This is a genomic window from Lactobacillus helveticus DSM 20075 = CGMCC 1.1877, assembly GCF_000160855.1.
Taxonomy (GTDB): domain Bacteria; phylum Bacillota; class Bacilli; order Lactobacillales; family Lactobacillaceae; genus Lactobacillus; species Lactobacillus helveticus.
Window position 1 is genome coordinate 33,054 of record NZ_GG700753.1, and the last position, 22,849, is coordinate 55,902.

Annotated in this window: 27 protein-coding genes and 2 pseudogenes; 8 read left to right on the top strand and 21 right to left on the bottom strand. The window is 35.6% G+C overall.

The genetic code is table 11. The features are described 5' to 3' along the window. From HMPREF0518_RS03855 to HMPREF0518_RS03895, 9 genes are all read right to left on the bottom strand, one after another. On the bottom strand, positions 1 to 607 hold a 607-nt coding region (locus HMPREF0518_RS03855), incomplete at its 3' end, for a hypothetical protein (RefSeq protein WP_003626322.1). Between the two features lie 311 nt (positions 608 to 918). After that, positions 919 to 1,419: a DNA adenine methylase gene (locus tag HMPREF0518_RS03860; RefSeq protein WP_003626323.1), complete on the bottom strand. Its 501-nt coding sequence runs from the start codon at positions 1,417 to 1,419 to the stop codon at positions 919 to 921. Positions 1,420 to 1,532: 113 nt separating this feature from the next. Continuing rightward, on the bottom strand, positions 1,533 to 2,564 hold the full coding sequence (locus HMPREF0518_RS03865) for an IS3 family transposase (RefSeq protein WP_003626324.1): 1,032 nt from the start codon (positions 2,562 to 2,564) through the stop codon (positions 1,533 to 1,535). Next, a complete protein-coding gene (locus HMPREF0518_RS10620; protein ID WP_003626326.1) occupies positions 2,534 to 2,821 on the bottom strand; it encodes a helix-turn-helix domain-containing protein in 288 nt (95 codons plus the stop codon). Before HMPREF0518_RS10620 ends, HMPREF0518_RS03865 begins: the two co-directional genes overlap by 31 nt. Further along, positions 2,803 to 3,237 (bottom strand): transposase, encoded by a 435-nt coding sequence (locus tag HMPREF0518_RS10625; protein ID WP_003626328.1) that lies wholly within the window; start codon positions 3,235 to 3,237, stop codon positions 2,803 to 2,805. Before HMPREF0518_RS10625 ends, HMPREF0518_RS10620 begins: the two co-directional genes overlap by 19 nt. A gap of 145 nt (positions 3,238 to 3,382) precedes the next feature. Next, positions 3,383 to 4,243, bottom strand: a complete 861-nt coding sequence (locus tag HMPREF0518_RS03880; RefSeq protein WP_003613446.1) for a transporter substrate-binding domain-containing protein — start codon at positions 4,241 to 4,243, stop codon at positions 3,383 to 3,385. 11 nt (positions 4,244 to 4,254) lie between these two features. Beyond that, entirely contained in the window at positions 4,255 to 4,995 is a 741-nt protein-coding gene (locus tag HMPREF0518_RS03885; protein ID WP_023192893.1) for an amino acid ABC transporter ATP-binding protein, read from the bottom strand. A 9-nt stretch (positions 4,996 to 5,004) separates the two neighbouring features. After that, the gene (locus tag HMPREF0518_RS03890) at positions 5,005 to 5,679 is read right to left on the bottom strand and encodes an amino acid ABC transporter permease (RefSeq protein WP_003626333.1); all 675 of its coding nucleotides are present in this window, start codon (positions 5,677 to 5,679) and stop codon (positions 5,005 to 5,007) included. Then, on the bottom strand, positions 5,660 to 6,319 hold the full coding sequence (locus HMPREF0518_RS03895) for an amino acid ABC transporter permease (RefSeq protein ID WP_003615004.1): 660 nt from the start codon (positions 6,317 to 6,319) through the stop codon (positions 5,660 to 5,662). Before HMPREF0518_RS03895 ends, HMPREF0518_RS03890 begins: the two co-directional genes overlap by 20 nt. A 327-nt stretch (positions 6,320 to 6,646) precedes the next feature. Here HMPREF0518_RS03895 and HMPREF0518_RS10630 point away from each other — a divergent pair. The 3 genes and pseudogenes from HMPREF0518_RS10630 to HMPREF0518_RS09685 form a co-directional block, all read left to right on the top strand. Beyond that, a pseudogene (locus HMPREF0518_RS10630) lies at positions 6,647 to 6,775 on the top strand (MerR family transcriptional regulator); the annotation flags it as partial. Between the two features lie 10 nt (positions 6,776 to 6,785). Next, positions 6,786 to 6,965 carry a DUF2255 family protein gene (locus HMPREF0518_RS03900; RefSeq protein WP_020829192.1) on the top strand — a complete coding sequence of 60 codons (180 nt, stop codon included), beginning with the start codon at positions 6,786 to 6,788 and terminating at the stop codon, positions 6,963 to 6,965. A 152-nt stretch (positions 6,966 to 7,117) separates the two neighbouring features. Continuing rightward, positions 7,118 to 7,843, top strand: a pseudogene (locus tag HMPREF0518_RS09685) (IS5 family transposase). On the opposite strand, the gene HMPREF0518_RS09450 reads toward HMPREF0518_RS09685, so the two are convergent. From HMPREF0518_RS09450 to folB, 6 genes are all read right to left on the bottom strand, one after another. Beyond that, positions 7,823 to 8,107, bottom strand: coding sequence for an N-formylglutamate amidohydrolase (locus tag HMPREF0518_RS09450; RefSeq protein ID WP_003626340.1), 285 nt, complete (start codon positions 8,105 to 8,107; stop codon positions 7,823 to 7,825). The pseudogene HMPREF0518_RS09685 and the gene HMPREF0518_RS09450 overlap by 21 nt on opposite strands. Before the next feature lie 157 nt (positions 8,108 to 8,264). Then, positions 8,265 to 8,801: an NUDIX domain-containing protein gene (locus tag HMPREF0518_RS03915; protein WP_003621227.1), complete on the bottom strand. Its 537-nt coding sequence runs from the start codon at positions 8,799 to 8,801 to the stop codon at positions 8,265 to 8,267. 11 nt (positions 8,802 to 8,812) lie between these two features. Next, a complete protein-coding gene (folP, locus tag HMPREF0518_RS03920; RefSeq protein ID WP_003621229.1) occupies positions 8,813 to 9,904 on the bottom strand; it encodes a dihydropteroate synthase in 1,092 nt (363 codons plus the stop codon). Next, positions 9,894 to 11,231 (bottom strand): bifunctional folylpolyglutamate synthase/dihydrofolate synthase, encoded by a 1,338-nt coding sequence (locus HMPREF0518_RS03925; protein WP_023191815.1) that lies wholly within the window; start codon positions 11,229 to 11,231, stop codon positions 9,894 to 9,896. The genes folP and HMPREF0518_RS03925 overlap by 11 nt, the downstream gene beginning before the upstream one ends. Next, positions 11,215 to 12,288, bottom strand: coding sequence for a GTP cyclohydrolase I FolE (gene folE / locus HMPREF0518_RS03930; RefSeq protein ID WP_003626346.1), 1,074 nt, complete (start codon positions 12,286 to 12,288; stop codon positions 11,215 to 11,217). Before folE ends, HMPREF0518_RS03925 begins: the two co-directional genes overlap by 17 nt. Continuing rightward, positions 12,285 to 12,635, bottom strand: a complete 351-nt coding sequence (folB, locus tag HMPREF0518_RS03935) for a dihydroneopterin aldolase (RefSeq protein ID WP_003614991.1) — start codon at positions 12,633 to 12,635, stop codon at positions 12,285 to 12,287. The genes folE and folB overlap by 4 nt, the downstream gene beginning before the upstream one ends. A 439-nt stretch (positions 12,636 to 13,074) precedes the next feature. Here folB and HMPREF0518_RS03940 point away from each other — a divergent pair, with 439 nt between their 5' ends. Beyond that, positions 13,075 to 13,728 (top strand): endonuclease III domain-containing protein, encoded by a 654-nt coding sequence (locus tag HMPREF0518_RS03940; RefSeq protein WP_003626351.1) that lies wholly within the window; start codon positions 13,075 to 13,077, stop codon positions 13,726 to 13,728. A 186-nt stretch (positions 13,729 to 13,914) separates the two neighbouring features. Here the strand turns inward: HMPREF0518_RS03940 and HMPREF0518_RS10635 are convergent, their stop codons facing one another. After that, positions 13,915 to 14,070 (bottom strand): hypothetical protein, encoded by a 156-nt coding sequence (locus tag HMPREF0518_RS10635; RefSeq protein WP_003626353.1) that lies wholly within the window; start codon positions 14,068 to 14,070, stop codon positions 13,915 to 13,917. A 177-nt stretch (positions 14,071 to 14,247) separates the two neighbouring features. Between HMPREF0518_RS10635 and HMPREF0518_RS03950 the strand changes: the two genes are divergently transcribed. Together HMPREF0518_RS03950 and HMPREF0518_RS03955 are read left to right on the top strand one after the other, a co-directional pair. Next, positions 14,248 to 14,685: a LytTR family DNA-binding domain-containing protein gene (locus HMPREF0518_RS03950; RefSeq protein ID WP_012211907.1), complete on the top strand. Its 438-nt coding sequence runs from the start codon at positions 14,248 to 14,250 to the stop codon at positions 14,683 to 14,685. Position 14,686: 1 nt separating this feature from the next. Then, the gene (locus HMPREF0518_RS03955) at positions 14,687 to 15,100 is read left to right on the top strand and encodes a DUF3021 domain-containing protein (protein WP_003626357.1); all 414 of its coding nucleotides are present in this window, start codon (positions 14,687 to 14,689) and stop codon (positions 15,098 to 15,100) included. Positions 15,101 to 15,189: 89 nt separating this feature from the next. Here the strand turns inward: HMPREF0518_RS03955 and HMPREF0518_RS03960 are convergent, their stop codons facing one another. The 3 genes from HMPREF0518_RS03960 to HMPREF0518_RS10645 form a co-directional block, all read right to left on the bottom strand. After that, on the bottom strand, positions 15,190 to 15,633 hold the full coding sequence (locus HMPREF0518_RS03960) for a GNAT family N-acetyltransferase (RefSeq protein ID WP_003626359.1): 444 nt from the start codon (positions 15,631 to 15,633) through the stop codon (positions 15,190 to 15,192). Between the two features lie 158 nt (positions 15,634 to 15,791). Then, positions 15,792 to 16,547: a hypothetical protein gene (locus HMPREF0518_RS10640; protein WP_003626361.1), complete on the bottom strand. Its 756-nt coding sequence runs from the start codon at positions 16,545 to 16,547 to the stop codon at positions 15,792 to 15,794. A 175-nt stretch (positions 16,548 to 16,722) separates the two neighbouring features. Further along, positions 16,723 to 17,046: a hypothetical protein gene (locus tag HMPREF0518_RS10645; RefSeq protein ID WP_023191811.1), complete on the bottom strand. Its 324-nt coding sequence runs from the start codon at positions 17,044 to 17,046 to the stop codon at positions 16,723 to 16,725. A 101-nt stretch (positions 17,047 to 17,147) separates the two neighbouring features. Between HMPREF0518_RS10645 and HMPREF0518_RS03975 the strand changes: the two genes are divergently transcribed. After that, entirely contained in the window at positions 17,148 to 17,321 is a 174-nt protein-coding gene (locus HMPREF0518_RS03975) for a winged helix-turn-helix transcriptional regulator (protein WP_003626363.1), read from the top strand. Between the two features lie 35 nt (positions 17,322 to 17,356). Here the strand turns inward: HMPREF0518_RS03975 and ppc are convergent, their stop codons facing one another. Further along, the gene (ppc, locus tag HMPREF0518_RS03980) at positions 17,357 to 20,080 is read right to left on the bottom strand and encodes a phosphoenolpyruvate carboxylase (protein WP_035518225.1); all 2,724 of its coding nucleotides are present in this window, start codon (positions 20,078 to 20,080) and stop codon (positions 17,357 to 17,359) included. 126 nt (positions 20,081 to 20,206) lie between these two features. After that, complete coding sequence (locus HMPREF0518_RS03985) at positions 20,207 to 21,163, bottom strand: serine hydrolase domain-containing protein (RefSeq protein ID WP_003628681.1); 957 nt, start codon at positions 21,161 to 21,163, stop codon at positions 20,207 to 20,209. A gap of 260 nt (positions 21,164 to 21,423) precedes the next feature. On the opposite strand from HMPREF0518_RS03985, the gene pepV reads away from it, so the two are divergent. Continuing rightward, on the top strand, positions 21,424 to 22,827 hold the full coding sequence (gene pepV, locus HMPREF0518_RS03990) for a dipeptidase PepV (protein ID WP_003626366.1): 1,404 nt from the start codon (positions 21,424 to 21,426) through the stop codon (positions 22,825 to 22,827). Positions 22,828 to 22,849 lie beyond the last annotated feature (22 nt).

Consider the following 22,849-nt stretch of genomic DNA (forward strand, 5'->3'; position numbering starts at 1 on the left):
CTGAAATACCTTTTTTATCAATTTTCATTGTTTTCTTTATTTTGTTTGCAACTTCAGGATCAAAGTATTTACTAAAATCATTTAATTCACTAGAACTAATATCTTCTTTTAATTCAAAACTTTTTTCTTTATTATATTGACTTCGTTCAATCATAATTTCATACATACTGATCCAAGGTCGAATATTTTTTAAAGCTTGTTGCTGCTGAAGTACTTTAAATTCTTTGATTCCTTGAACATCCAAATTTCCCAAAAACAATATATTTTCACATTTCTGAATCTTATCCGGGACAAATAAATCAAACTGCTTTTCTTCCAACAGTTCATTCAAGTCATAGCATAATACACTTTGTAAGGGCATTTTGTTAACGTTCCGATTCTTAGTGTCTTTGAACTTATCCATTAACATCCAAATAAAATATTCTCTTTCAAAGATAATTGAAGTTTTAGCACTTAAATCGAAAGGCATTGTAATTGTGGGTAATATTGTTTTATTTTTGTTTTTTTCATTAAATCCAAAATAATCTAAAAGTCCATTATCAATACTTTCTGTCTTTTGTTTGTTTCCAAAATCTACTTTTATAATTTTGTCGTTACTTTTAGTCATATTCTTCGGCCCTTTCCATTTGTTTAAAGTTATCCACAGGGCTAACTCCTTGAGCTTCCTACGTTTTCCTACATCTAATGTCTTTTTTATGTATATTTTAATTATAACATTAGATGTTTTTAGATTCAGTGTAACTCCTTGTTACATCAAGCTTTTTAAAAGTTTCTACTAGTGTCTTTTCTATGAAAAGACACTAGCAGAAACAAATGCTAAAAACAAGGATAAGTTAAAACAATCAAAAAGCCGGATTCATCACAGGTTTGTAATCCCGCGATGAATCCAGCTAATTTTCAATAAAAAGATCAAATAGTTTAGTAGGTGGTAATAATTACTTCACCAACTTTGCCTCTTTTTGTGCCATTACTGTTGATTGATCTTTTTGCTTGTACATGGTGAATTTTAAATTCTGGATTTGAATATAACTTTGCAGTTAATGGAAGATCAGCATTAGATAGCATTACATTAACACCCTTAGATGCTAATTGTAGAGCTGTATCACGTAATATTTTTTGTTGAACTAATCCAAACCCATTAGGAGTGTAATTTGTAAAGTTTGCTGTCTGATTGACAGGAATATATGGAGGATCAAAATATACAAAATCGCCTTCCTTAGCAGAAGTGATAGCCTCCGTATAATTTTGATTTAGAATTTTTACATTATTTTCTTTTAAATATTTACTATCTTGTATAATTACTTTTTCCGGAACGTTAATCTTTTTGTGAGAACCATAAGGTACATTGTTTTGCCCTTTGCTGTTAACTCTCCACAGCCCATTGTAACCAGCCTTATTTAAGTAAATAAAGCTGTACATTTGAGTACCTTAATATTTCTCCTGTACGGTCTACCGATCTAATAGACAAATGATCCGTACCGTGTCAAGTAGACAGTTAAAATATATAAAATGAAATTGATTAACCAACCTGTTTATGCAGGCTGGTTTTTCTTTGCTTTGATTTTATCCCACCATTCTTTATAACGTTTATCTGACACAATTTTATAAGTACTTATATGTTCTGGATCTGCTTTTGCTTCTACTCTTACTTGACCAGCTGTTTTACCACCAAATCTTTCTTGAGGATCACAGTTGATGTAATAATCTATCGTTTTATCAAATGCATCTTTCATTTCATCATAAGTCTTAACATCTGGATATAGTACATCAAGCATCTCTTTTATTAATCCTTGCCATCCTTCCATTGGACCGTTATCAATACAGCGGCTAACTCTCGACATTGATTGGGTCATGCCATGGTCTTGTAGTTTCTGTGCAAATGGTTTGCGAGTGAATTGAAAACCACGATCGCTATCAAGCATGGCATGACTGTTTGGTTCTTTAGCCCAAGCATCGTCTAGAGCAGCTTGCACTAACGCTATATCATTACGTCTACTAAGGGCATAGCCAACTGGATATCTATCGTAAAGGTCAAAAATTGTGCAAAGAAATATTTTTTGATCGTGGCCAGGAATCTTCTTTTCCGTGATATCTGTGCACCATTTTTGATTGGGCTTGTCGGCATTAAAATCACGTTTAAGCAAATTTTCTGCTGTCTCTTCGGGCGTTGACGGCTTATAATGATATTTTTTATTGAAGCGACCTTTGCTCGTTCTAATTCCATTAACGCACATAATACGGGAAACTGTTCTGCGATAAACAACAGGTTCTCCTTCTTTTCGCTGAGCATTTAAAGCCATGGTCATTTTAGGTGAACCAAAGAGGCTATTATTGCTCTTGGCGATTTCTTTGATTTGCTTAAGTATTTTTTGATCACGAATTTCTCCCTTACTCGGTTTATGATGGAGCCACTTATAATAAGTCGATCTAGCCACTTGAACAGTCTTACAGATCCAACCAATTGGCCAGCTGCAGTCTTGATGGCATTCCTTGATCAATTGATATATTTTTTGTTTTAAATCATGTCTAAACGCTATTTGCCTTTGTTTTGGTCCAACAACCACTCCCTTTCTAAGTCCCTCACTTTTTTTAAAAGCATATTTTCTCTTTGGCTTATTTCTAGCTGTCTTTGTAATTCTTTGACTTGAAGCTGGATCTTTTCAAGTTCAGATAATTCGCTTTGTGAACGTTTGCGGCCACGGTTATCTTTAAGTCCTTCATTCCCTTTGTGTTCATATTTCTTGCACCAATTGTAGACTTGGGCATAGCTGCAGCCGTACTTCTTGGCTGTTTCTTTGTAATTTAAATCATGGTACCGCAATACTTAACTATTTCTTCTCGTTCTTGTTGGTTTGTTTTCTTTCTAGTCATCTTGTAAACCTCTGGAGTAGGGTAATAATTTTTAAGTCTTCGATGACTATTATACTTAGAAACCCAATTTTTTAATTGAGTAGAACCTCTTAATCCGTATTTATTAGCTAATTGCTCATAGGAACCTTGGCCATTTAGGTATGCTTTAATGCATTTAAGTTTAAATTCTTTAGTATAACTCTGATTGTGTTTATGTACTTTTAAAGCATCTGGTCCCTTTAATTTGAAGGAGTCCATCCATTGATTGACAGTTCTACCACTAACACCAATTGACTTAGCAATTTGTGCATATGACAATCCACTATTCAGATATTGCTGGACTGCAGCAAGCTTAACCTCATAACTGAATTTACTTTTTCTGGACATAAAAAAATGATCCTACTTTCATAGATAACACTTTTATATATTTGTGTTGTCTACTTAAGTAGGATCATATCAAAACCTTAATCTAATAGGATTTTGTTTTTGAGTAGAAGTCTAGAACCTGTTAAAAATAGATTTTTTCAAATGTTTATCTCAACACAATATCAGTTGGCTTAATATCCTTACCAAAGTAAGGCGCTAATTCTTTTTGATAATCCTGTACAAAGAAGCCTTCCTTCGTTAGTTTAGTAATCTCATGATTTGTCCATTTAAGCAGTGAACGATTGCCCTTCTTTACGGCTGGGGCCACATACTGACGAGGTCCAATACTCTTAATGCCAACTACATACTTAGGATTTTTCTTAACCCAAGCATAAAGGTAAGAATTGTCATCAGCTAAAGCTGCACCACGACCATTCTTCAATGCATTGAATTGCTGCGTCTTAGAATCAAACTTTAATAAATTAACTCCAGATTGCTTTGCAAAATAGTTTTCGGCAGTTGTTCCCTTGGTAACGATTAACTTCTTGCCCTTCAATTCTTGCGCACTGTTAATTGGAGCGTTTTTAGGTGAAATTACTCCAACTGATACTTTCATATATGGTTTTGCAAAATCAACTACATCTTTACGTTCAGGAGTTACTGTAAAGTTAGCTAAAACGATATCCGCTTTATTTGAATTTAAAGTATCTACACGATTGTTGGCATTGACTTGTATAAAACGAATTTTAACGTTTAAATCTTTGGCAATTCTGCGAGCCAAGTAAACATCATAGCCTACTCTCTTGCCTTGATCATTTACCCAGCCATATGGTGGTAAATCACCAAAAACTGCAACTCTGATATAACCACGACGTTTGATTTCTGAGACGCCATTCTCATTGCTCCAACGGCTGCCAGCAGTACCGCTGTTTAAGTTAGGTTGTGTAAAACCAAAATAAGCGGCACTTACCACGACTATTAGAGCAACAATACCCATAATAATGTTAAAAATATTTTTCTTTTTCATTGGCTTTATCCTTAATAATCCATGCTGTCTAAGAATTCTTTAGCTCTTTGCGTCTGATGATGATCAAAGAAGTCTTTTCCTGGAGTATCTTCTAAAATATGTCCATTTTCTAAGAAAAGTACTTCGTCCGCAATTCTAGAAGCAAAGTTCATTTGGTGGGTAACAATAATCATCGTCATATGGTCACGTTTAGAAAGGCGTTCAACGATTTCTTCAATATCGCGTACCATTTCTGGGTCAAGGGATGCAGTGATTTCATCCAAAAGCATTACTTCCGGCCTCATTGCTAATGCACGAACGATGGCTACTCGCTGCTTTTGACCGCCTGATAATTCTCTAGGATAAGCATTTAGATATTGATCTAATCCCACTTGTTTTAGCAGTTTAATTGCTTCTTCTTTAACCTCGTTTTCATTTCGTTTTTGTACTTTCACTGGGGCAAGCAAAACATTTTCTATCACAGTAAGATTTGGAAAAAGATCATAGCTTTGAAAAACCATACCGATTTTTTGTCGCAGCATTTGCCATTCTTTTGGACTAGGATTAATTTTCTTTCCATGGAAATAGATAGCTCCATTTTTATAATCCTCTAACCCATTCAAAGTTCTAAGCAAAGTACTTTTACCAGAACCTGATGGTCCAAGTAATGTTAATACCTCACCTTTTTTCAACGAAAAATTGATGTCATGTAAAACTTGACGGTCGTCATAAAACTTATCTAAATGCTCAACTTTTAAAATTTCTTCTGTCATTGTGCTCACCTATTTGCTTTCCTTAGTTAATTTCTTAGCCCAAGCTGATAATGGATAGTCGAGGACAAAATATAAGATAAATATCAGTCCATAAACCCAGAAAACACCAGTTGGATATTGCTGATTATTTGCTTCGATAATTTGCTGGCCAACGTTAATTACTTCCATAATGCTGATGACAAGTAAAAGTGAAGTGGTTTTAATTACTCTGGTTGCTAAGTTGATTGTTGCAGGAAGCTCTAACTTAACTGCTTGTGGCAATAATACATATCTAAATAATTGGATTTTGCTTAAGCCTAATGCCAGTCCCGATTCACGCTGGCTCTTAGGTACTGATTCGATTGCTCCGCGAACAATATCGCTGAATTCTGCTGCTACCCATAGTGAAAATGCCAGAACTGCCATCCAAGTTGCTGGCCAGTTAACATGAAAAGTTCGTGGCAAAATATAATAGACCAAGTAAAGTAAAACGATTGTAGGTACTATTCTGAAGAATTCTAGATAAATTCGTAAAACAAATCGAATGATTTTATTAGTCAAAGTTCTAAGAATACCAAAAATAGTTCCAATAGCTAAACCAATTATTAAGGAAATAGCTGCAATCCAAATGGAAGTCCAAAGACCTGCCATTAAACGAGCAAAATTGCTCCCTTCAAATAAAACGTTAATTCCCGAATGCACCATAACGAACTCTCCTTTCAAGCCAAGTTAATAAAAGAATTACTGGGATCAAGATAATTGCATAAGCAATAACCAACATCAGTAAGTATTCATTGGAACGGTAGTACATGCCGATTAAATCTAAAGCTGTATTGGTTAATTCAGGGATTGCAATTACTGAAAAAATGGATGTTTCTTTAATTAAAAAGATAATATTAGCTGTTAAAGCAGGCAAGCTTAATGCAAAGCCTTGTGGGAAAACAACATAGCGCGCTAATTGAAAACGGCTCATTCCTAATGCTTTTCCGCTGTTAATTTGGCTAGTAGAGATACCATTGAAACCACCAGTAAATCCCTCAGCCATGTATGCTCCACCTAGGAAAATTAAACCGATAATACCGCAAACTTCAGCGGACATTTTTATTCCGATAACAGGAAAAGCGTAGTACAAGAAAAATAATTGAATTAAAAGTGGCGTATTTCGTGCTAGTTCAACATATGCTGTCATGATCTGACTAATTACCGGTATTTTAAAATATTGTGTTAAGCTAGCGATTATTCCAACAATAATCGAACCTATTATCCCGATTAGCGATAACCAGATCGTGAGTCCAAATGCATGGGCAAATAATGGCAACGCTTGTTGTATGATTGACCAATTCATAAGATCTTACCTCCCAAAGACCAAACAAAAAAGGATCCACAAACCAATTCAGTTCGTAGATCCTTAAATAGCTAAATTAAAAAATCAAGTTAACTATAGATTATATCGAAGTACGTCATGCTGAATTAGCGTATGCAAAAAAGTATTGTCTCTTGGACAACATGCACAGTTTTGACATACAGCTTGTAAATTCAACATGTTAGTACTCCTTTCTGACTTTTAGTAACTCTTGTTGACTATTAGTGTAAACCCATGCTTACTTATTGTCAATTGATTTTTATAAATTGAGCATAAAAATCGATTATGAAATATTTGAAAAATGCTTGACTTGAAACTAAAAAGAAAAATTTGAATCGTTCAATTAAACGTTTAGAGCATAAAATTTTTCTTTATGAAAGCGGAGAAATCAAGCAAGGTAAAAGTTATTTTGAAGAATATAAGATTTTAGATGATTAGGAGCAAAAAAATGAAAGATTGGACTAAAGAAGAATTAGATGTTTTAAACAAGATAACTACTGTCCAAAACCATCCTAATGATGAGGGCCAGAGTTTTCAAGACTCCCCTATTTGGGTGGTAACCAACAATAATCACGTTTATTTAAGAGCTGGTAAAGGCAAAGAAAGCAAATGGTACAAGTCGGGTTAAAAAAAACGGTGGTGCCATTGAATTTAATAATCAAACCTATCCAGTAAATTATGTAGCTATTGAGGATGAAGATGAAATCAAAGCAGTAACAGATGCTTACAAAGCAAAGTATCATGGTCAATATCCAATTGATATGATGGTATCAGACAAATGTGCTACGGCAACAATTCGATTTGATCCGTCAGGATCTGGAAGCTTCAAGAAAACGAACTCACCCAAAACACATTGATCCTTATGATATCTTCTGTGCCATGCTCTATGTCATTAAAAATGGCTATACTTGGCGTGATTTGCAGGCTGATTATCCAAAGTGGTCCACCGTTTACTACTATTGGATGAGTTGGTCAAAAGCCCCCACCCCTGATAAACCAGCTTTATTAACTCAGGTTTTAAAAAAATTGTCGCTGATCGACGATTAAGGCAAGGGCGGTCAGCCCGAACTTCGTTCGTCATTTTAGATGCCCAAAGCATTAAGAACACCGCTACCGCTGAAAATAAGGGTTACGATGGTGGCAAGAAAATTTCCGGCATTAAGCGCCATTTAGCCGTCGACATCACTGATCGTGACGGGGCGATTGCACTCATCACCCTTAATTTAGAGCAGTTTAAATTGGTTCGAACCATGATGGTTGATAGTGGTTATACCGGCCAAAATTTTGCCAATGAGATTAGCAGTTTAACCTCAGCCAAGGTAATCGTCGTTAAAAGAAATGAGTTACACCAATCTTCGGTTATCCCCCCAACGGTGGCTCATTGAACGTTCATTTAGTTGGTTGGGAAATTATCATCGTTTATGGCGTAACTGTGAGCGTAAACTCAACACTAGTCTCATGATGGTTTCGTTAGCTTTTATCAGGTTACTTCTCAAAAGATACTAAACAGTTTCTGAAAGTATCTTTCTTTATCGAAAGCAATTTTTGCAGCTGCTGATGATACGGCTGATAGAATTGGTCACGTCGTCGATTAATTTTCCAACTTGACGGTGGCGTTTGATACAAAGCATGGCCAAATGTATTCTTGGCATATACAAGATGATAGTAATCACCAGTTAGTCCCTCATTCGGATCACGATTGGGATCAATTAAATACCGGTTCAAGTTATTTTCTAAAACTGTAAACCCAAGCCCTGGCAAAAAAATCATACAATTCCCTTAAAAACCAGTCGGTATTAGCTAAAACAGCCGTTGGTAATAGTGCATCAGCCATTTCGGCAATAATCGTTGTCCCACTGTGCGGCAAATCAAATACAACTGGGAAACGATTCAATTCGGCATTATAAACTTAGTAATTTGACATAACTTAATCACCTGATTTGATAAGTGCAAAATACTTTGCAAACTCTGTCGGTGCTTGGGCTTGCGTTAATAAAGAAACCGGTAATTCGGGATTGCTTCGAGTACCAGGTTCAATTAAAAAGTGAAAGCGAAAGTCGACGTGTTGATGCGCACTCTCACCCTTAACCGGATTAGCTGGAATTGCAATCAGGTTAACATCAATCAGCTGACCACTTTCAGGCTTCACCTGATAGCCGGTTTCTTCATGAAATTCCCTAACTGCGCAGTTAATCGGCAGCTCACCCGGTTCAACGTGGCCGGCCGGCAGCAGTGTTGTTCGTAGATACGGATGACGAATAAAAAAGCCGGCATTTTTTGAAAAGACCATCGCACTGGCAGACAAGTGGACCTTGGATTTTCGATTTCGAAGTTCAGCCGGTTGCTGATCGGTCAAAATTCCTTTAATTTGAACCAACTTTTTATCTGTTAACCATGAAACCGGCAACTCAGCAAGTTGGTCGATCGCCTTAATAAGCACTGACAAATAAGGATCTTGAGGCATTCTTATCACCTTTACTTTAGCAATAGCTGATCTTTTAGCAACTCAAAAGCATCGATTAGCTGACGAGTTTCTTTTGCATCATGTACCCGAATAACCCGACCGCCAAGAACCGTCATAAATGCTTCAAATAGCAGCGTTGGAATCAATCGATCATCCGCTGATTCCAAATTAAACAGCCGTTTAGCAAAACTTTTTCGCGAAATTGCAATCATAATCGGTGTTTGAAATTCTGCCATTAATTTCGTTAATTTCATCTTAATCAGATCAAAAGCTAACGTATTATGATCAGAAAAGCCAACGCCCGGGTCAATCACAATGTTTTCTTTTTCAAGCCCAACGCCTGTTAAATCGCTAATTGTATGTGTAAAGAAATCCATCATTGTTTTTGATAAGGTTTCCGTTTGCTCATTGAAGTTCCGACCATTAAACATCGTTACAACAGCAGGTTTGTATTTAGCAACTAAATTCAGTTTTGCTTGAGAATTAAAGCCATCGATGTCGTTAATAATTTGAATACCATTTTTTAGTGCTTCTTCAATAACCGCGTTTGTATTGGAATCAATTGCCAAAACAATATTTGGAAAACGCTTGTGAATAGCGTCCAAAAACGGTTTAATTCGCCCCCACTCCTCTTCAGCACTAATATCATCAAAGTGTGGCTTGGAAGATTTGCCACCGACTTCAAAGATGGCAGTTCCGGCTGCCAGGTCTGCTTCAATTCGTTTCAGAACCCCATCGACTGAAGCGTTTCTCCCACCATCGTAAAATGAATCCGGCGTCAAGTTTAAAATCGAATAAATAATTGGTTTGGTCGTAATATCAAAGTCAAATCCCCGACCCTTAAAATGGATTTGAGAAGCTGCCTGGATTTGCTGCAGCGTACCGTTTTCAGCGCCAAACACTTCTGGCCAACTTTTAATTACAGCTGCCAATTCCGTTTGCGTAAATGTCGCGATGACTAGCGATGACGAAATCGAAAGATTGGCAGTCTGATCAGCTAACAGATTAATTAATTTGGGTAATTCTTCTGTATTCGCATTAAAAGAAATGGTGACGTTGCCGCTAAATGTTTGTTGACGATTGTTTATTTTTTTAATTTCCATTATGCTCACTTCTAGATAGTAGATATGTTCGAATCGGATTTAATAGATAAAATGAACCAACAACTAAGATAACAGTAGTTGGTGAAGCCGTCATAATAGCTTGCTTAATTGCTTTAACCGGAGAAGTAAATTCTGGAAATTGCCGGTTGGTATATTTTTGATAAACATCCGCCAATTTAACCGGTGAAAGTTCGCGCTGCTGATTTTCCGGCTGCGTGATAATAAACGAGCTGTTTTTGAGAGTAAGCAGTTTTTGAACCGCTATTTCATAAGATTTATCCTTTAAAAAACCATTAACAATCAGCTTGGGAGCATTTGGATACAGTTTCTGAACCGTCTCAACAAATGCGCTGATGCCGTCAGGATTATGGCCACCGTCCAAAATGATTTTTGGCTTTTGCTGAACCGTTTCAAAACGTCCCGGTACAACCAATTCAGCCAAAGAATGAGCCAAGATATCATCCAGTCGCTGTTGAAATGACGTTCGTTTCACAAAATCGAAAAACCAAGTCAATACCGTTGCCAAGTTTTCAAGCTGATAGGTCCCGGCCAAGTCAAAGCGAAAAGTGCCGCTTTGCTCACTGTGCCCGAGCAAAGCGCGATAATGAACCTGTTTGCTACGCTTTGATTGTTGCGAGGTAGTTATTGTGACCCAATCAGCGTTCAAAAAAACAGCCTGTTTTGACACAGCTTCATTTTCTAATACCTTCAACGCTTCAAGCGACTGATTCTGAGCCGTAATCGTAACGTTATGGTGCCTGATAATTTTAGATTTAGTAGTTGCAATTTCTGTAATATTATTTCCCAAAATGCCAACATGATCCAAGCTAATCTTGGTAAAAATTGAGTACATTGTTGTGGCCACGGCATTTGTTGCATCAAGTTCACCACCAAGGCCACATTCCAAAACAACGTAATCAACCCGCTGTTCGGCAAAATACAACATTGAAATTAAAAATTGCGCTTCGAATTCGGAAACTTTAACGTTTGCAAAAGCTGCTGTTCTCAGTAATTTTTTAATCACCGAGATCTTTTCTTCGAAGATTCGACTGGGAATATTTTTAAAGTCAATTTGAATGCCATTGTAAATTTCGCCAATATAGGGACTGGTAAATAGCCCAACCCGGTGACCCATTTGTTTAAGAATTGCGGTAATCATCATTGCCGTAGAACCTTTTCCGTTAGTACCGCAAATATGAATAATTTTAAATTTCTGATCGGGACTGCCAAGTGCTTTTAAAATCCGTTTGAGCAAACCAATCCGATCGCCCTGATCATACAGAAACGTTGGAAACTCGGCAGCATTAAGTTCAGATTGTTTTCCCATTAACATCACCTATCGAGTTTAAAAATGCCATTCTTAACGCCTGGTCGGTCTCAAAAACACCAGAAAAACGAATCGTCCGAGTTAATGAATCAGCCTTTTTAACGCCCCGCATTTCAACACACATGTGCCGGGCGTCAACAATAACCGCCACTCCCTTGGGTGCCAGAATTCGGTTCATTTGGGCAACAATATCATCAGTCAGCTTCTCTTGAAGGCCCAACTTGTGTGATACAAAATCAACCAGTCTCGGGATTTTACTTAAGCCAATAATTTTCCCGTGATCAGGTACGTAAGCAATGTGGGCTTCCCCCCAAAACGGCATCATGTGGTGCTCACACATTGAATAAAACGGAATGTTTTTCACCATCACCATTTTTGAATTATCAGTCTCTTTGGTATTAAACAATTTATAGTCTTCAAAATTATCCAACCCCTCAGACGAAAAAATTTCATTATACATCCGGGCGACGCGATCCGGTGTCTCCACCAGTCCTGGTCGATCCGGATCATCTCCGATCGCATTTAGGATTTGACGAATTGCGCTTTCAACGACTTGTTTAGATTGCGTCTGCTTTTGTACAAGTTGAATTGTTTGATCTGCTTTTTGAAGTTTTTGAATTTGAGCCTTAATTTGATTATAAAATGGAAATTTAGGTGTCACGATTTCCAGTGTTGGTACCAGCACAAATAAACGGTTGAATGCTTCCGGATGCGGAATAATCAGCGACTCAGTCTTAATCTTTTGATCACCCCAAAAAATAATATCAACATCCAATGTCCGCGGTCCCCAATGTACATCACGAGTCCGGTGCAAATGCAATTCGATTTGGTGGATTTTGGTTAACAAGTCTTCCGGTGAATCAGTTGTTGCGATTTTAAGCGCAATATTTATAAAGGCCCGCTGGTTCACATTACCAACCGGTGAAGTTTCATAAAAACTTGAAGCTTTATCAATCAAAATAGCCGGGTCGTTTCCCAACAGTGCAACGGCTTTGTTAATATAGGCTTCACGATTACCGATATTACTACCTAAACTTAAAATGACATTTTCCATCATGATTGTTTCATCTCGATTTCCACATTATTAAAGACGCCGTCAACCGGTAAGTTTAATTTACGGATTCGAACAGTGACCGTCTGAATCCGACTATCCAATTGCTTAATAGCAGTTAAAATTTTCTGAGCCAGTGTTTCAACCAGATTGACGTGATTTTCATCAATAATTTTTTCAACAATCGGATAGAAGTCTCCATAACTAACTGTGCTTGCTAATTGATCGGCAACCGGCACTGCATTAATGACCGCTTCCAAATCAACTTGAAGGGTTTGGCCAACCTTCTTTTCTTCCGGAAGGACGCCAATGTGCCCATGAAACTGCATATTTTGAACTCTGATCGTATACATAACAAAAACTCCTCGTATTTCTAAATACAACAAAAAGCGGTTCGCAGCAACCGATTATTGCCAGACGCACCGCTAAAAATTAACCCAGTAATTTATTTTTAATGCGTTCAAATTGCGTTGAGTTGAGCCCAAAATAAATAATTAAGATTTGAAGTAGTGTTGCAATCGCTTCTTTTGACAACCGAGCAGGTAAATAGCCAATAAATGGCATCTTATACATTAAACTCAACCAAAGCGTGTTTAAAACCGTGTTAACAAACACTGCAATAATTAGTTACGAAACGATCACTCGGGTCCACGTAATCTTCTGCTGATAGAAAAAGAGACCGTATATACTTCATGTAGCTTATTTCATATTTTAACCACTTTTCTTAAATTTGCAATACAAATTTGCAATACAATAGAAGTAGTCAAATTATCTAATAAGATGAGGTTTACCATGAAAGAAATCACTTTAAATCAGCTTTATGACATCATGTATTACCATCTTGATCCAAATGGCTGGTGGCCTGGCCGCTCTGATTGGGAGGTGATTTGGTCGACAGTTTTAATTCAAAATACTAATTGGAAAAATGTTGATAAAGCATTGAAAATTTTATATAAAGCAACTAATTTTCTACCTGCGAATATTTTGAAAATGAGCGATGAGGAATTGCAACAAACGATTGCCTCAGCTGGTTCTTATACTCGTAAGGCTCAGACCCTCAAAAATATTGCTCAATACTTCAAAGATAATTTTAATTATGATCTTGAAGTAGCTCAGGAGCAGAATAAAAAGAAATTGCGCAAAGAAATTCTGACCATTAAAGGAATTGGACCTGAAACTGCGGATGTGATCTTGATGTATGGTTTACGTAAAGGCGAATTTGTAGTCGATCAATATTCACGCAGATTATTTACTTGCCTAGGTTGGCAAGATATTCCTCCATATGAGAAAGCAAAAAAGATCATTGAAGAAAATTTGACTGACTTTACTTTACGTAATTATCAAAATTTTCATGCAATGATCGATATGTTTGGACAAAAATATAAGCTGCCTGAGCAGTTTAATGAATCATTTTTGAAGAATTATCAATTAGTAATCCCTAACTAAAGTCATAAATAATCTAAACCTGTTAAAAAGGCAAGACAAATATTTCATTGTCTTGCCTTTTTTCATTAGTCTTCAAATAAATTTTTCTTGTCGTCATCAAGAGAAACCCGTGGAAATTCAGATTCTTGTGATTTAACTTGGTCGTCTTCTGCTAATTCGGATTTCATTAATTCATCTTTGGCATTATTAGGGAGTATTTTCTAAAAATAAAGTGTGAGTGTTGAAATTCTTTTCAGCTTCACGCTTTTCTTTATCCTTTTTGTAGAAATAGATAGAACTTGCTACCATTGCACTTACGGCACCGATACCCGCACAGATCCAGCCTAATTTACATTTCATCATATAATCACATTTTTCTATATAAAATTGTCACTTCTTTATTAATAATTATATCTGATATAGAATTTAAACACATTATTTATGCCTATGACCGATTAATTTGATTTTTTACCAAATAGTTCTAAAAGCCAGTTTTTATTGAAGAAATTTCATATAATTCAAAATGAAAGGAGCGGAAAAATGAGGTTCAAATTATTAATCAATCCAGACAAAGATGAAATTGTGAAAGCACAGGTACATCAGGAAAACAGTTTTACCAATGACTTAAAACATTTTGTGCTTACTAATGGTGATTCCAATCAAATTGCAGCTTATGATGACAAAGATCTAATTATTCTTTCAATGGATAAGATCACCTTAATTACCATTATTAATAATAAGACCTGGGCAATTTGCACTGATAATAAAAAATTTCGTTTGAAAAAGAGAATATATCAGTTAATTAATGAATTACCCAACCATTTTTGGCGAATTAATAAGTCTAGCATTGCTAATCGCTATCAGATTAAGCAATTTGAGGAAACTAAATCAGCAGGAGTAAATGTGATTATGAAAAACGGATTATCGGATTATGTTTCCAGACGTTGCTTTTCTAAAATTAGAAAGGAGCTTGATTAATATGAAACGATTCATCAAGGATTTTACTTTACGAGGATTAGTTGCGGCAGGATTTGGTCCACTTATTTTAGTGATCATTTATTATGGTTATCAATTAACTGAAAATGTAACTAGTCGGCCAATGACAGAAGTGAATATCAATATACTATCATGTTTAGTAATGGCTTTTATTGCGGGCGGAATTGGAGCTATTTTTAAAGTCGAAAAAATTCCTCTAGGAGTTGCAACGTTAATTGATGCGATTGTGATTTATGTTGACTATCTATTCTTTTACTTAATCAACAATTGGATACCAATTATGGTAACCCCATTATTAGTGTTTACTGTTATCTATATTATTGGGTATGTAATCATTTGGCTGATTATCTATAAAAAAGTTAAATCTCAAGTTCAAAAAGTTAATCAAAAATTATGAAAAGGATTTTCCTTCAAATGGGAAAATCCTTTTTTCTATAGCTCTTTTACTATGTTATAACTACTTACATCTTTTGGATCTGGAATATCTTAATTAGTTTTACCTTCATTTACAAAGCCACGTTTTTCATAAAATGAAAATAGCTTTGGCAAACAAGTTAAAGTAACAGCTACCCTATTTTGCTTTTTAGCTACGTTAGATAATTCATCTAATAATTTAGTTGCTATTCCCTGCTTTCGAAACTTAGGACTCACTGCTAAGCTTAAAACAGTTTGGTATTGATCATCCTTACGATTAGGATGATTTTTAAAATAGAGTTCATCCCTGATATACCGGTGATTAAACGCTGGTCCAAAGACATGCCCAACTACTTGATGATCAATTTCCGCTACTAGAAAAGTATCAGGATAATTCGCAATTCTACCGATCATGTCTTTTCTAGTCATATCCTTACCCATGTTAAAAGCATCAGATTCAATGGCAACTATCGCGTCCAAATCATCCTGGGTTACTGGTCTAATTATTAAATTCAAAATCTATCTCTTTTCGTTATTTTGATTTTTTCTAATATATTCGTTCATCAGTTTAATCGGAAATGGCAGAACGGTCAAATTCTTGAACCTTACCCAGACGACATCCATTGATTGCAAAAGTTGTTGCACATTTAATAATTGAGATAGATTTTTATTGTTTAAACATTATAGAACAACTGATCATGTTGATAAAAGTAGTTTAAGTTAATCAAGCCAGCTAAATATTTATTTCTAGCATCTTTACCACGATATGCTAAAGTCCCCTTTTGATTAGTTGCTGCTTCATACAAAGATGGTGCCGGTAATGGCTTTAATGTCGTTTTACTTACGGCATAATAATTTTCACTTTGCTTATCCAAAAGAATATACTCAACATCTGTTGTTAGTCGATCATTCCGTTTAATAAGTAAATCATTTAAGAAAAAAGGATCGTCATAATTAGAAGTAATTGGTTGAATTTTGAAATTAGTCTCATGACTAGTAAATTCTAAAGTTTGATTACTTTCAGGATAATATTTATAAAAAATAAAATCATCTAAATTTATTTCGGTATTTAAGGGTGAAAAATCTTCTGACTCTAAAATAGCTTTTATAGTCAATTCTTTAACTGCATTGACTAGTGCACTTTTTACTACCGTTCCACTTTTATGCATTACTCCTTCAACGGTCATGTTTTGAACAACTTCAGTTTGACTGCTGTAGTAAGCATCTGTTTTATCTTCTTTTGCATAATAATCTAGATCATGAATTAATACTAAATTATAATGGCTGCTTTTTTGGCTAGAAGTGATTTTTAGTGGATAGTTTTGTTCAAAGAAATCAGATATAGTCTTTATTGCTGATGAGTTTTCTTGAGTTCGATCAAGTAGCGTGATTTCTTTATCTTGCCAAAATTTCTGGATTTGTTTTAGCAAGTTATCCCCTCGCTTTTTTTGACTAATTCCTTGATCATGGCTTTCAGCGTGAACTTCTCTAAACTTTAATTCATCGAAATATTGCGAGTAGTGTTTATTTAATTGATCAATTAAATAGTAAGCGATACCACTTTTACTAGTTAAGAAACTTGTTCTAGCTTGACCGACTTTACCATTAAGTAAAAAGAATTGAGTTTGATCTGGCTTTAGATTTTTTTGTTGGATGCTTTAAGTACCAGTCGTTTTCTTCCCCTTCGTGGTAGCAATTTGCCACTTGTTTAATTTTACTTTCTTGCAAGTTAATCTCATAACGTGGACTGCGGCCCCATGACTTCATATTCTTGATTAACTCTTGAGCTTGGTGCTTTTGATAAAAAGATATTTGGGTAAAAGCACGCGTTTGAATATTGATAACTAGATTTTTACTAAAGCTTACTTCTTCAAATTTTAATTTTTTGCTTTCCTCGGTATTAGTATTAAAATACAATTTTCCTAGCAAATTGCATCCCTTAACTGTAGAAAATACCTGTAATTGTATCAGAAGCAAATTTAATATGATACTTGTTTCTACTTGCGCAAAATCAGACACTGTCAAATAGTTTGCGTGAATTAGAAGCTGATGGATTGATTACTCGACATGATGATCATCAGGTTCCACCATCTGTTACCTATCATTTGACGTCACTTGGAAAAGATTTAGCCATGACGATGAATCAATTATTTGATTGGGGACAAGAATTATATTCGAAGAAAGAAAAAATGGTTGAGCACTAAGATGCTCAACCATTTTTGTATATATAAAATATTTTTTATCCCGAATTGCGAAGACCAGAAGCCACACCGTTAATAGTAATTGGAATGATGCTTCGGAAGACGCCTTGGATTTCGTCTTTACGATCACGTTTAATCATTTCTAATTGAATATAGTTCAAAATATTAAAGTATGGCATTCTAGCTGCTAAACTGTTCTTCAAGTTTGGTGCATCACTAAGCAAATCATCGTGACCTTCAATTTGAAGAATAATCTGTTTAGTTAATTTCCATTCTTGATAAATAATGTCAAAGACTGACTTAGTCTTTTCATCCTGACATAGTTCAGCATATTGCTTGGCAATTTCCATATTAGATTTTGATAAAACCATGTCTACATTGGAAAGCAAAGCATGGAAGAATGGCCAACCTTGGTACATGTGGCGTAATTCCTGCAAATTGTTCTTGTCCGCATCAATAAAGTGCTTAAAGGCTGACCCTACGCCGTACCAGCCTGGGAACATTACCCGGCTTTGTGACCAAGAGAATACCCAAGGAATAGCTCTCAAACTAGAGAAGTCGGAAAGCTTCTTTCTTGAAGCTGGACGTGAACCGATATTCAAGTTAGAAATTTCTTTAATTGGGGTTGCTTGTAAGAAGTAATCTAAGAAGTTTGGATTTTCAAAGACTAATTTCTTATAAATTTCATTACTTTCTGTAACGATTTCATCCATTGATGAACGGAAATCTGCAATATATTCTTCACTAACAATTTGTTTTGATGCAATTCGATCAACAGTAGCTGAAACAAGCATTTCCAAATTATAGTAAGCAGCATCCTTGTTGCCATACTTGTTTTGAATAATTTCCCCTTGTTCAGTCATTCTAATGCGGTCATTGATTGTCTTAAATGGTTGTGCAGTAATTGCTTCATAAGATGGACCACCACCACGGCCAACGGTACCGCCACGACCATGCATATAAGTAATCTTGATACCTAATTCTTCACCAATAGCAGTTAAGTCTTTTTGTGCTTTATAAAGATTCCAGCATGAGGCTAAGTAGCCACCATCCTTATTAGAATCTGAATAGCCTAACATAACTTCTTGATAGTTATGTTGAGAAACGAGCCACTTCTTAACGATATCGAGGTTCAAATATTCCTTAATAATGTCACGTGCATTATTCAAGTCTTCGACTGTTTCAAATAAAGGCACAACTTGAACTCGAGCACTTTGATTATCAAGCAAATCATATTCTTTGAGCATGATTGCTTGTTCTAGCATGTCTGAAACACTCTCAGTATGAGATATAATGTGTTGCTTAATTACATCTTCGCCTAAGCGATCCTTAAGATCACGAGCAGTTTTGTAAATCTTTAATTCTTTTTGCAATAATTCTGACTTAGGTTTGTTATTTGCATGCAAGTTACGTGGATCATTGTTTAATTCATTAAGTAAAAGACTTACCTTTTCTTTTTCGCTTAAATCGCTGTAATGATCACAAATTTCTGCACTCTTAAGCAATTCGGCTACACATGCTTCATTAACGCTAGAATCTTGTCGCATATCAATTGTAGCTAAATGGAAGCCAAAAACATCAATTGCTTCTAAAATTTCGGTAAAGTAACTCTTAACTACTGCTTGATCGTGATTTTCTTCTAATGACCGCTTAATAATCTCTAGGTCCGCCTTAAATTCTTGCGCATTTTCATAAGCAGGAATCTGATCTAAATGTTCAACATCACGTTCTTTAAGGAAACTATGTTGGTTAGTGATATTTAGTAATTTTTGTTCACTGCGAACTAAACGACTCTCAATGTAATAGAAAGCGCGTCTATATGGTTCATTAGTTCTGAATGGTGAATCGTCATTTGATAATTCGGATAAATGCATCACTTCTGTTGAAGGTTTCATATAAGAAGTGGATAAAGAAATCGAACGATAAAGTTGATTGATTTGTTTAATGTAATATTCAAAGATAACTTGGCTTTGAAGTGTTGCACTTAATTTCAAAGTATCTGCAGTAACGTATGGATTACCGTCACGGTCTCCACCGATCCACATCCCCATCGTAATAGGTGTAGCATCCGGAATATCTAAGCCATGCTTTTTAGCTAATTCCTTATAACGAGCAGTGAACTTGGTAATTGCCGAAATTAAAGACTTATGATAGTAAGTCAAGACATTGGTGATTTCGTTAGAAACCTTTAATTTATGACCTCGAATAATATCTGTCTGCATTAAAATTTCAATGCAAGCACGTAACTCTTCTGTCCATTCTTCACGGTTAATAATGCCGTTTTTAACTTCACGATAATTACGCAAAAGCTTGTGGATCTTATCTGTTAATTCAAGTACAGTCTTTCTTTGAACCTGGGTTGGGTGTGCAGTTAAAACAGGAACTACATTCACCTTTTCCAAGATTTCCTTAGCATTCTTCTTTTGAGCAACAATATCTATGGTATCGTTTAATTTGCCTAAGTAGTCTTGGTTGGTATTATTCAATACATAGACTTTGCTGGCCAATTCCACATCTTCTGAGATGTTAATCAAAAGTGGCAATGTAGCAAAATAACGAGCAACTACGATCATTTCACGATTATCTAAGCTTGCAATTTGATCTTCGAGTTCTTGATAATTTTTATCTGCAGAAATTTTAATCAGATTTTGAATCTTAGTAAAAAGTTCTTTACCAATTAATTGTTCTGTAGATTCGTTAAGCAAGTTAGTTAAAATTTTAACTTCTTCAGTCACTACATTTACATCGCTGCTATTTCTAATTTTTTAACAGTCATGTTCGAAATTCCTTTCTACTTTCACTAAGACTAAAATACCACGAAAAGTGCAAAAAATGAATTAAAAAAGCAATTTAAGCTTTCCTTTAATAAAACAAGAATTTATTTTTCATCAAAATAATCCTACACCCATATAATCATGGAGAATATGATCAGCCGCTATTTTCAGAGTGAAGTAATTAATATTGTTAGAAAAAAGCATAATCATGCGCTTGGTTTTGTAATTAGCAACAAAACAACAATTATATCCAGGAATACTGCCATCTGCGCGAATAACATTTCCTTTAAAATATACACCGCCAAAGTAAGCCACTTCTTGATGTTGAGCTTGATGAGCATATTTATTAATCATCTTAGGGTCTTTTAGGATACGGTCATATACGAATTTCCAATAATCGTTGGGTGACATGAATAAATTACCAGCGCCAAAATCAGAAGAGGTGGTGACAGTCACCTTATGCCAGTTAACATTATTGACCACTGGCTGAGGGACCTCACTTTGAGAAACTTCGGGAAAATCTTTAATTTTACGAAGACGAAGAGGCTCCGCAAAATTATTTTGAACATAATTATTATAAGTTGTATTTCTTAAGCGGCTGATAATTGCTGCTAAGAGTTCATAATCAACGTCCTGATAATCCCAAGTATGAATGTGGTCATACTTGATGTACTTTAACATATACGCAATTTGTTCCTGCTGATTCTTAAGCGGCTTTGACGGACGAGCATTGTTAATTAAGCCACTTGTATGATTCATTAGTTCGCGAATAGTGATACTTTTACTACCTGGAACTTGAGGAAAATATTTTGATAAAGGCGTATTCCAATCCAGTTGCTTCTGCTTTTGCAATTGATAGATTGCTGTACCTGTCATAATTTTTTGCAACGAAGCAATTGGAAATAATTGATCTGTCTTCACTATTTTACTTTTATTAGAAGTTTCCTTATTTGTAACAACGATAGGTCGACTTCTATCTTTTTTGTCATTGACTAGCATTACACCATTAATATGATGAAATTTCATGTAATCTTTAAGCTGCTTGGGTGAATCTGTAAGTCCAATATCCATCCTATCGCTTAAAGGTATAATGAATAAAAATAGCAAAAAAGAGCAGAGTCCTATCAAACTATATAAGAAGAATTTTTTCGATGCATGGTTGCTCTTTACCTCATTTCTTTTTACTTCCGGTGATATTTCAAGATCAACTGTACATTCATGATAGTCTATCTTTGTTTTGAAAAACAAATTTATTTGTATCTTATTTTTAGTAAGAATCAAACATTTCTGATAAAATATTATTAATCAATTTAATTAAGGGAGAGAAATATATGAATTTAGACTACAAGAAATTAGCTGCTGCTAAAAAAGATGATATTTTGCGTGATTTAGATGAATTGATTTCGATTGATTCTTCTGAAGATTTAGACAACACTTCTGCAGAATATCCTGTTGGTCCTGGCCCAGTTAAGGCTATGAAGAAATTTTTATCATTCGCTAAAAGAGATGGCTTTCACATTAAGAACGTTGACAACTATGCTGGCCGCGTCGACTATGGTGATGGTGAAAAACGTCTTGGCATCATTGGTCACATGGATGTAGTTCCTGCAGGTGATGGTTGGAATACTGACCCATTCAAGATGTTGATTAAGGATGGAAAGATTATCGGTCGTGGTTCTGCAGATGATAAAGGTCCTGCTCTTGCTGCATACTACGGTATGCTTTTATTAAAAGAAGCTGGCTTTACTCCTAAAAAGAAGATCGACTTCATCGTTGGTACTAATGAAGAAACCAACTGGGTTGGTATTGACTACTACTTAAAGCACGAACCTACTCCAGACCAAGTATTCTCTCCTGATGCAGAATACCCAATCATTAACGGTGAGCAAGGTATTTACACTTTAATCCTTAACTTTAAAGACGATGCCCAAACTGGATCAGTTAAACTTGAGAAGTTTACAGCTGGTATTGCTGAAAACGTCACTCCACAAAAGGCCTACGCTACTATTAGCGGCGCTGATTTGGCAAACATTAAAGAACAATTCACTAAGTTTTTAACTGATAACAACTTAGAAGGAAACTTCGAAATTAATGGTGATGAAGCTAAAATCGAGCTTACCGGTCAAGGTGCTCACGCCTCTGCTCCTCAAGTTGGTCGCAACGCTGCCACCTTCTTAGGTAAGTTTCTCAATCAATTTGATTTTGCTGGTCGTGACAAAAACTACCTTAACTTTTTAGCTAATGTTGAACATGAAGACTTTAAGGGTGAAAAGCTTGGCGTTGCCCACCATGATGACTTAATGGGTGATCTTTCAAGTGCTCCAAGTATCTTTGAATATCAAGCTGATGGTGATGCTATTTTAAAGGACAATATCCGTTACCCACAAGGCACTGATCCAAATAAGATGGTTAAGCAAGTGGAAGAAAAATTCAGTGATATCTTAACTGCCTCATTTAATTCATTCGAAGAACCTCACTACGTTCCAGGCGATGATCCATTAGTTAAGACTTTGCTTAAAGTTTATGAACATCAAACTGGCAAGCCAGGTCATGAAGTAGTTATCGGTGGCGGTACTTATGGTCGATTATTCAAGCATGGTGTAGCCTTCGGTGCTCAACCCGAAGATGCACCAATGGTTATGCACCAAGCTAACGAATATATGAAGGTGGACGACTTGATTGATTCAATCGCTATTTATGCAGAAGCAATCTACGAATTAACAAAAGAAGCCTAAAATAAAAAGATGATCTTTTTCC

Bases quoted from the DNA above. Each gene is read 5' to 3' on its own strand.
- folP (WP_003621229.1), bottom strand. From the start codon at position 9,904: ATGGAAATTAAAAAAATAAACAATCGTCAACAAACATTTAGCGGCAAC.
- HMPREF0518_RS10625 (WP_003626328.1), bottom strand. From the start codon at position 3,237: ATGTCCAGAAAAAGTAAATTCAGTTATGAGGTTAAGCTTGCTGCAGTC.
- HMPREF0518_RS03880 (WP_003613446.1), bottom strand. From the start codon at position 4,243: ATGAAAAAGAAAAATATTTTTAACATTATTATGGGTATTGTTGCTCTA.
- HMPREF0518_RS03950 (WP_012211907.1), top strand. From the start codon at position 14,248: ATGAGGTTCAAATTATTAATCAATCCAGACAAAGATGAAATTGTGAAA.
- HMPREF0518_RS03860 (WP_003626323.1), bottom strand. From the start codon at position 1,419: ATGTACAGCTTTATTTACTTAAATAAGGCTGGTTACAATGGGCTGTGG.
- HMPREF0518_RS03940 (WP_003626351.1), top strand. From the start codon at position 13,075: ATGAAAGAAATCACTTTAAATCAGCTTTATGACATCATGTATTACCAT.
- HMPREF0518_RS09450 (WP_003626340.1), bottom strand. From the start codon at position 8,107: ATGATTTTTTTGCCAGGGCTTGGGTTTACAGTTTTAGAAAATAACTTG.
- HMPREF0518_RS03900 (WP_020829192.1), top strand. From the start codon at position 6,786: ATGAAAGATTGGACTAAAGAAGAATTAGATGTTTTAAACAAGATAACT.
- HMPREF0518_RS03885 (WP_023192893.1), bottom strand. From the start codon at position 4,995: ATGACAGAAGAAATTTTAAAAGTTGAGCATTTAGATAAGTTTTATGAC.
- HMPREF0518_RS03955 (WP_003626357.1), top strand. From the start codon at position 14,687: ATGAAACGATTCATCAAGGATTTTACTTTACGAGGATTAGTTGCGGCA.
- HMPREF0518_RS03915 (WP_003621227.1), bottom strand. From the start codon at position 8,801: ATGCCTCAAGATCCTTATTTGTCAGTGCTTATTAAGGCGATCGACCAA.
- pepV (WP_003626366.1), top strand. From the start codon at position 21,424: ATGAATTTAGACTACAAGAAATTAGCTGCTGCTAAAAAAGATGATATT.
- HMPREF0518_RS03925 (WP_023191815.1), bottom strand. From the start codon at position 11,231: ATGGGAAAACAATCTGAACTTAATGCTGCCGAGTTTCCAACGTTTCTG.
- HMPREF0518_RS03985 (WP_003628681.1), bottom strand. From the start codon at position 21,163: ATGGATATTGGACTTACAGATTCACCCAAGCAGCTTAAAGATTACATG.
- folB (WP_003614991.1), bottom strand. From the start codon at position 12,635: ATGTATACGATCAGAGTTCAAAATATGCAGTTTCATGGGCACATTGGC.
- folE (WP_003626346.1), bottom strand. From the start codon at position 12,288: ATGATGGAAAATGTCATTTTAAGTTTAGGTAGTAATATCGGTAATCGT.
- HMPREF0518_RS03895 (WP_003615004.1), bottom strand. From the start codon at position 6,319: ATGAATTGGTCAATCATACAACAAGCGTTGCCATTATTTGCCCATGCA.
- HMPREF0518_RS03890 (WP_003626333.1), bottom strand. From the start codon at position 5,679: ATGGTGCATTCGGGAATTAACGTTTTATTTGAAGGGAGCAATTTTGCT.
- HMPREF0518_RS10635 (WP_003626353.1), bottom strand. From the start codon at position 14,070: ATGATGAAATGTAAATTAGGCTGGATCTGTGCGGGTATCGGTGCCGTA.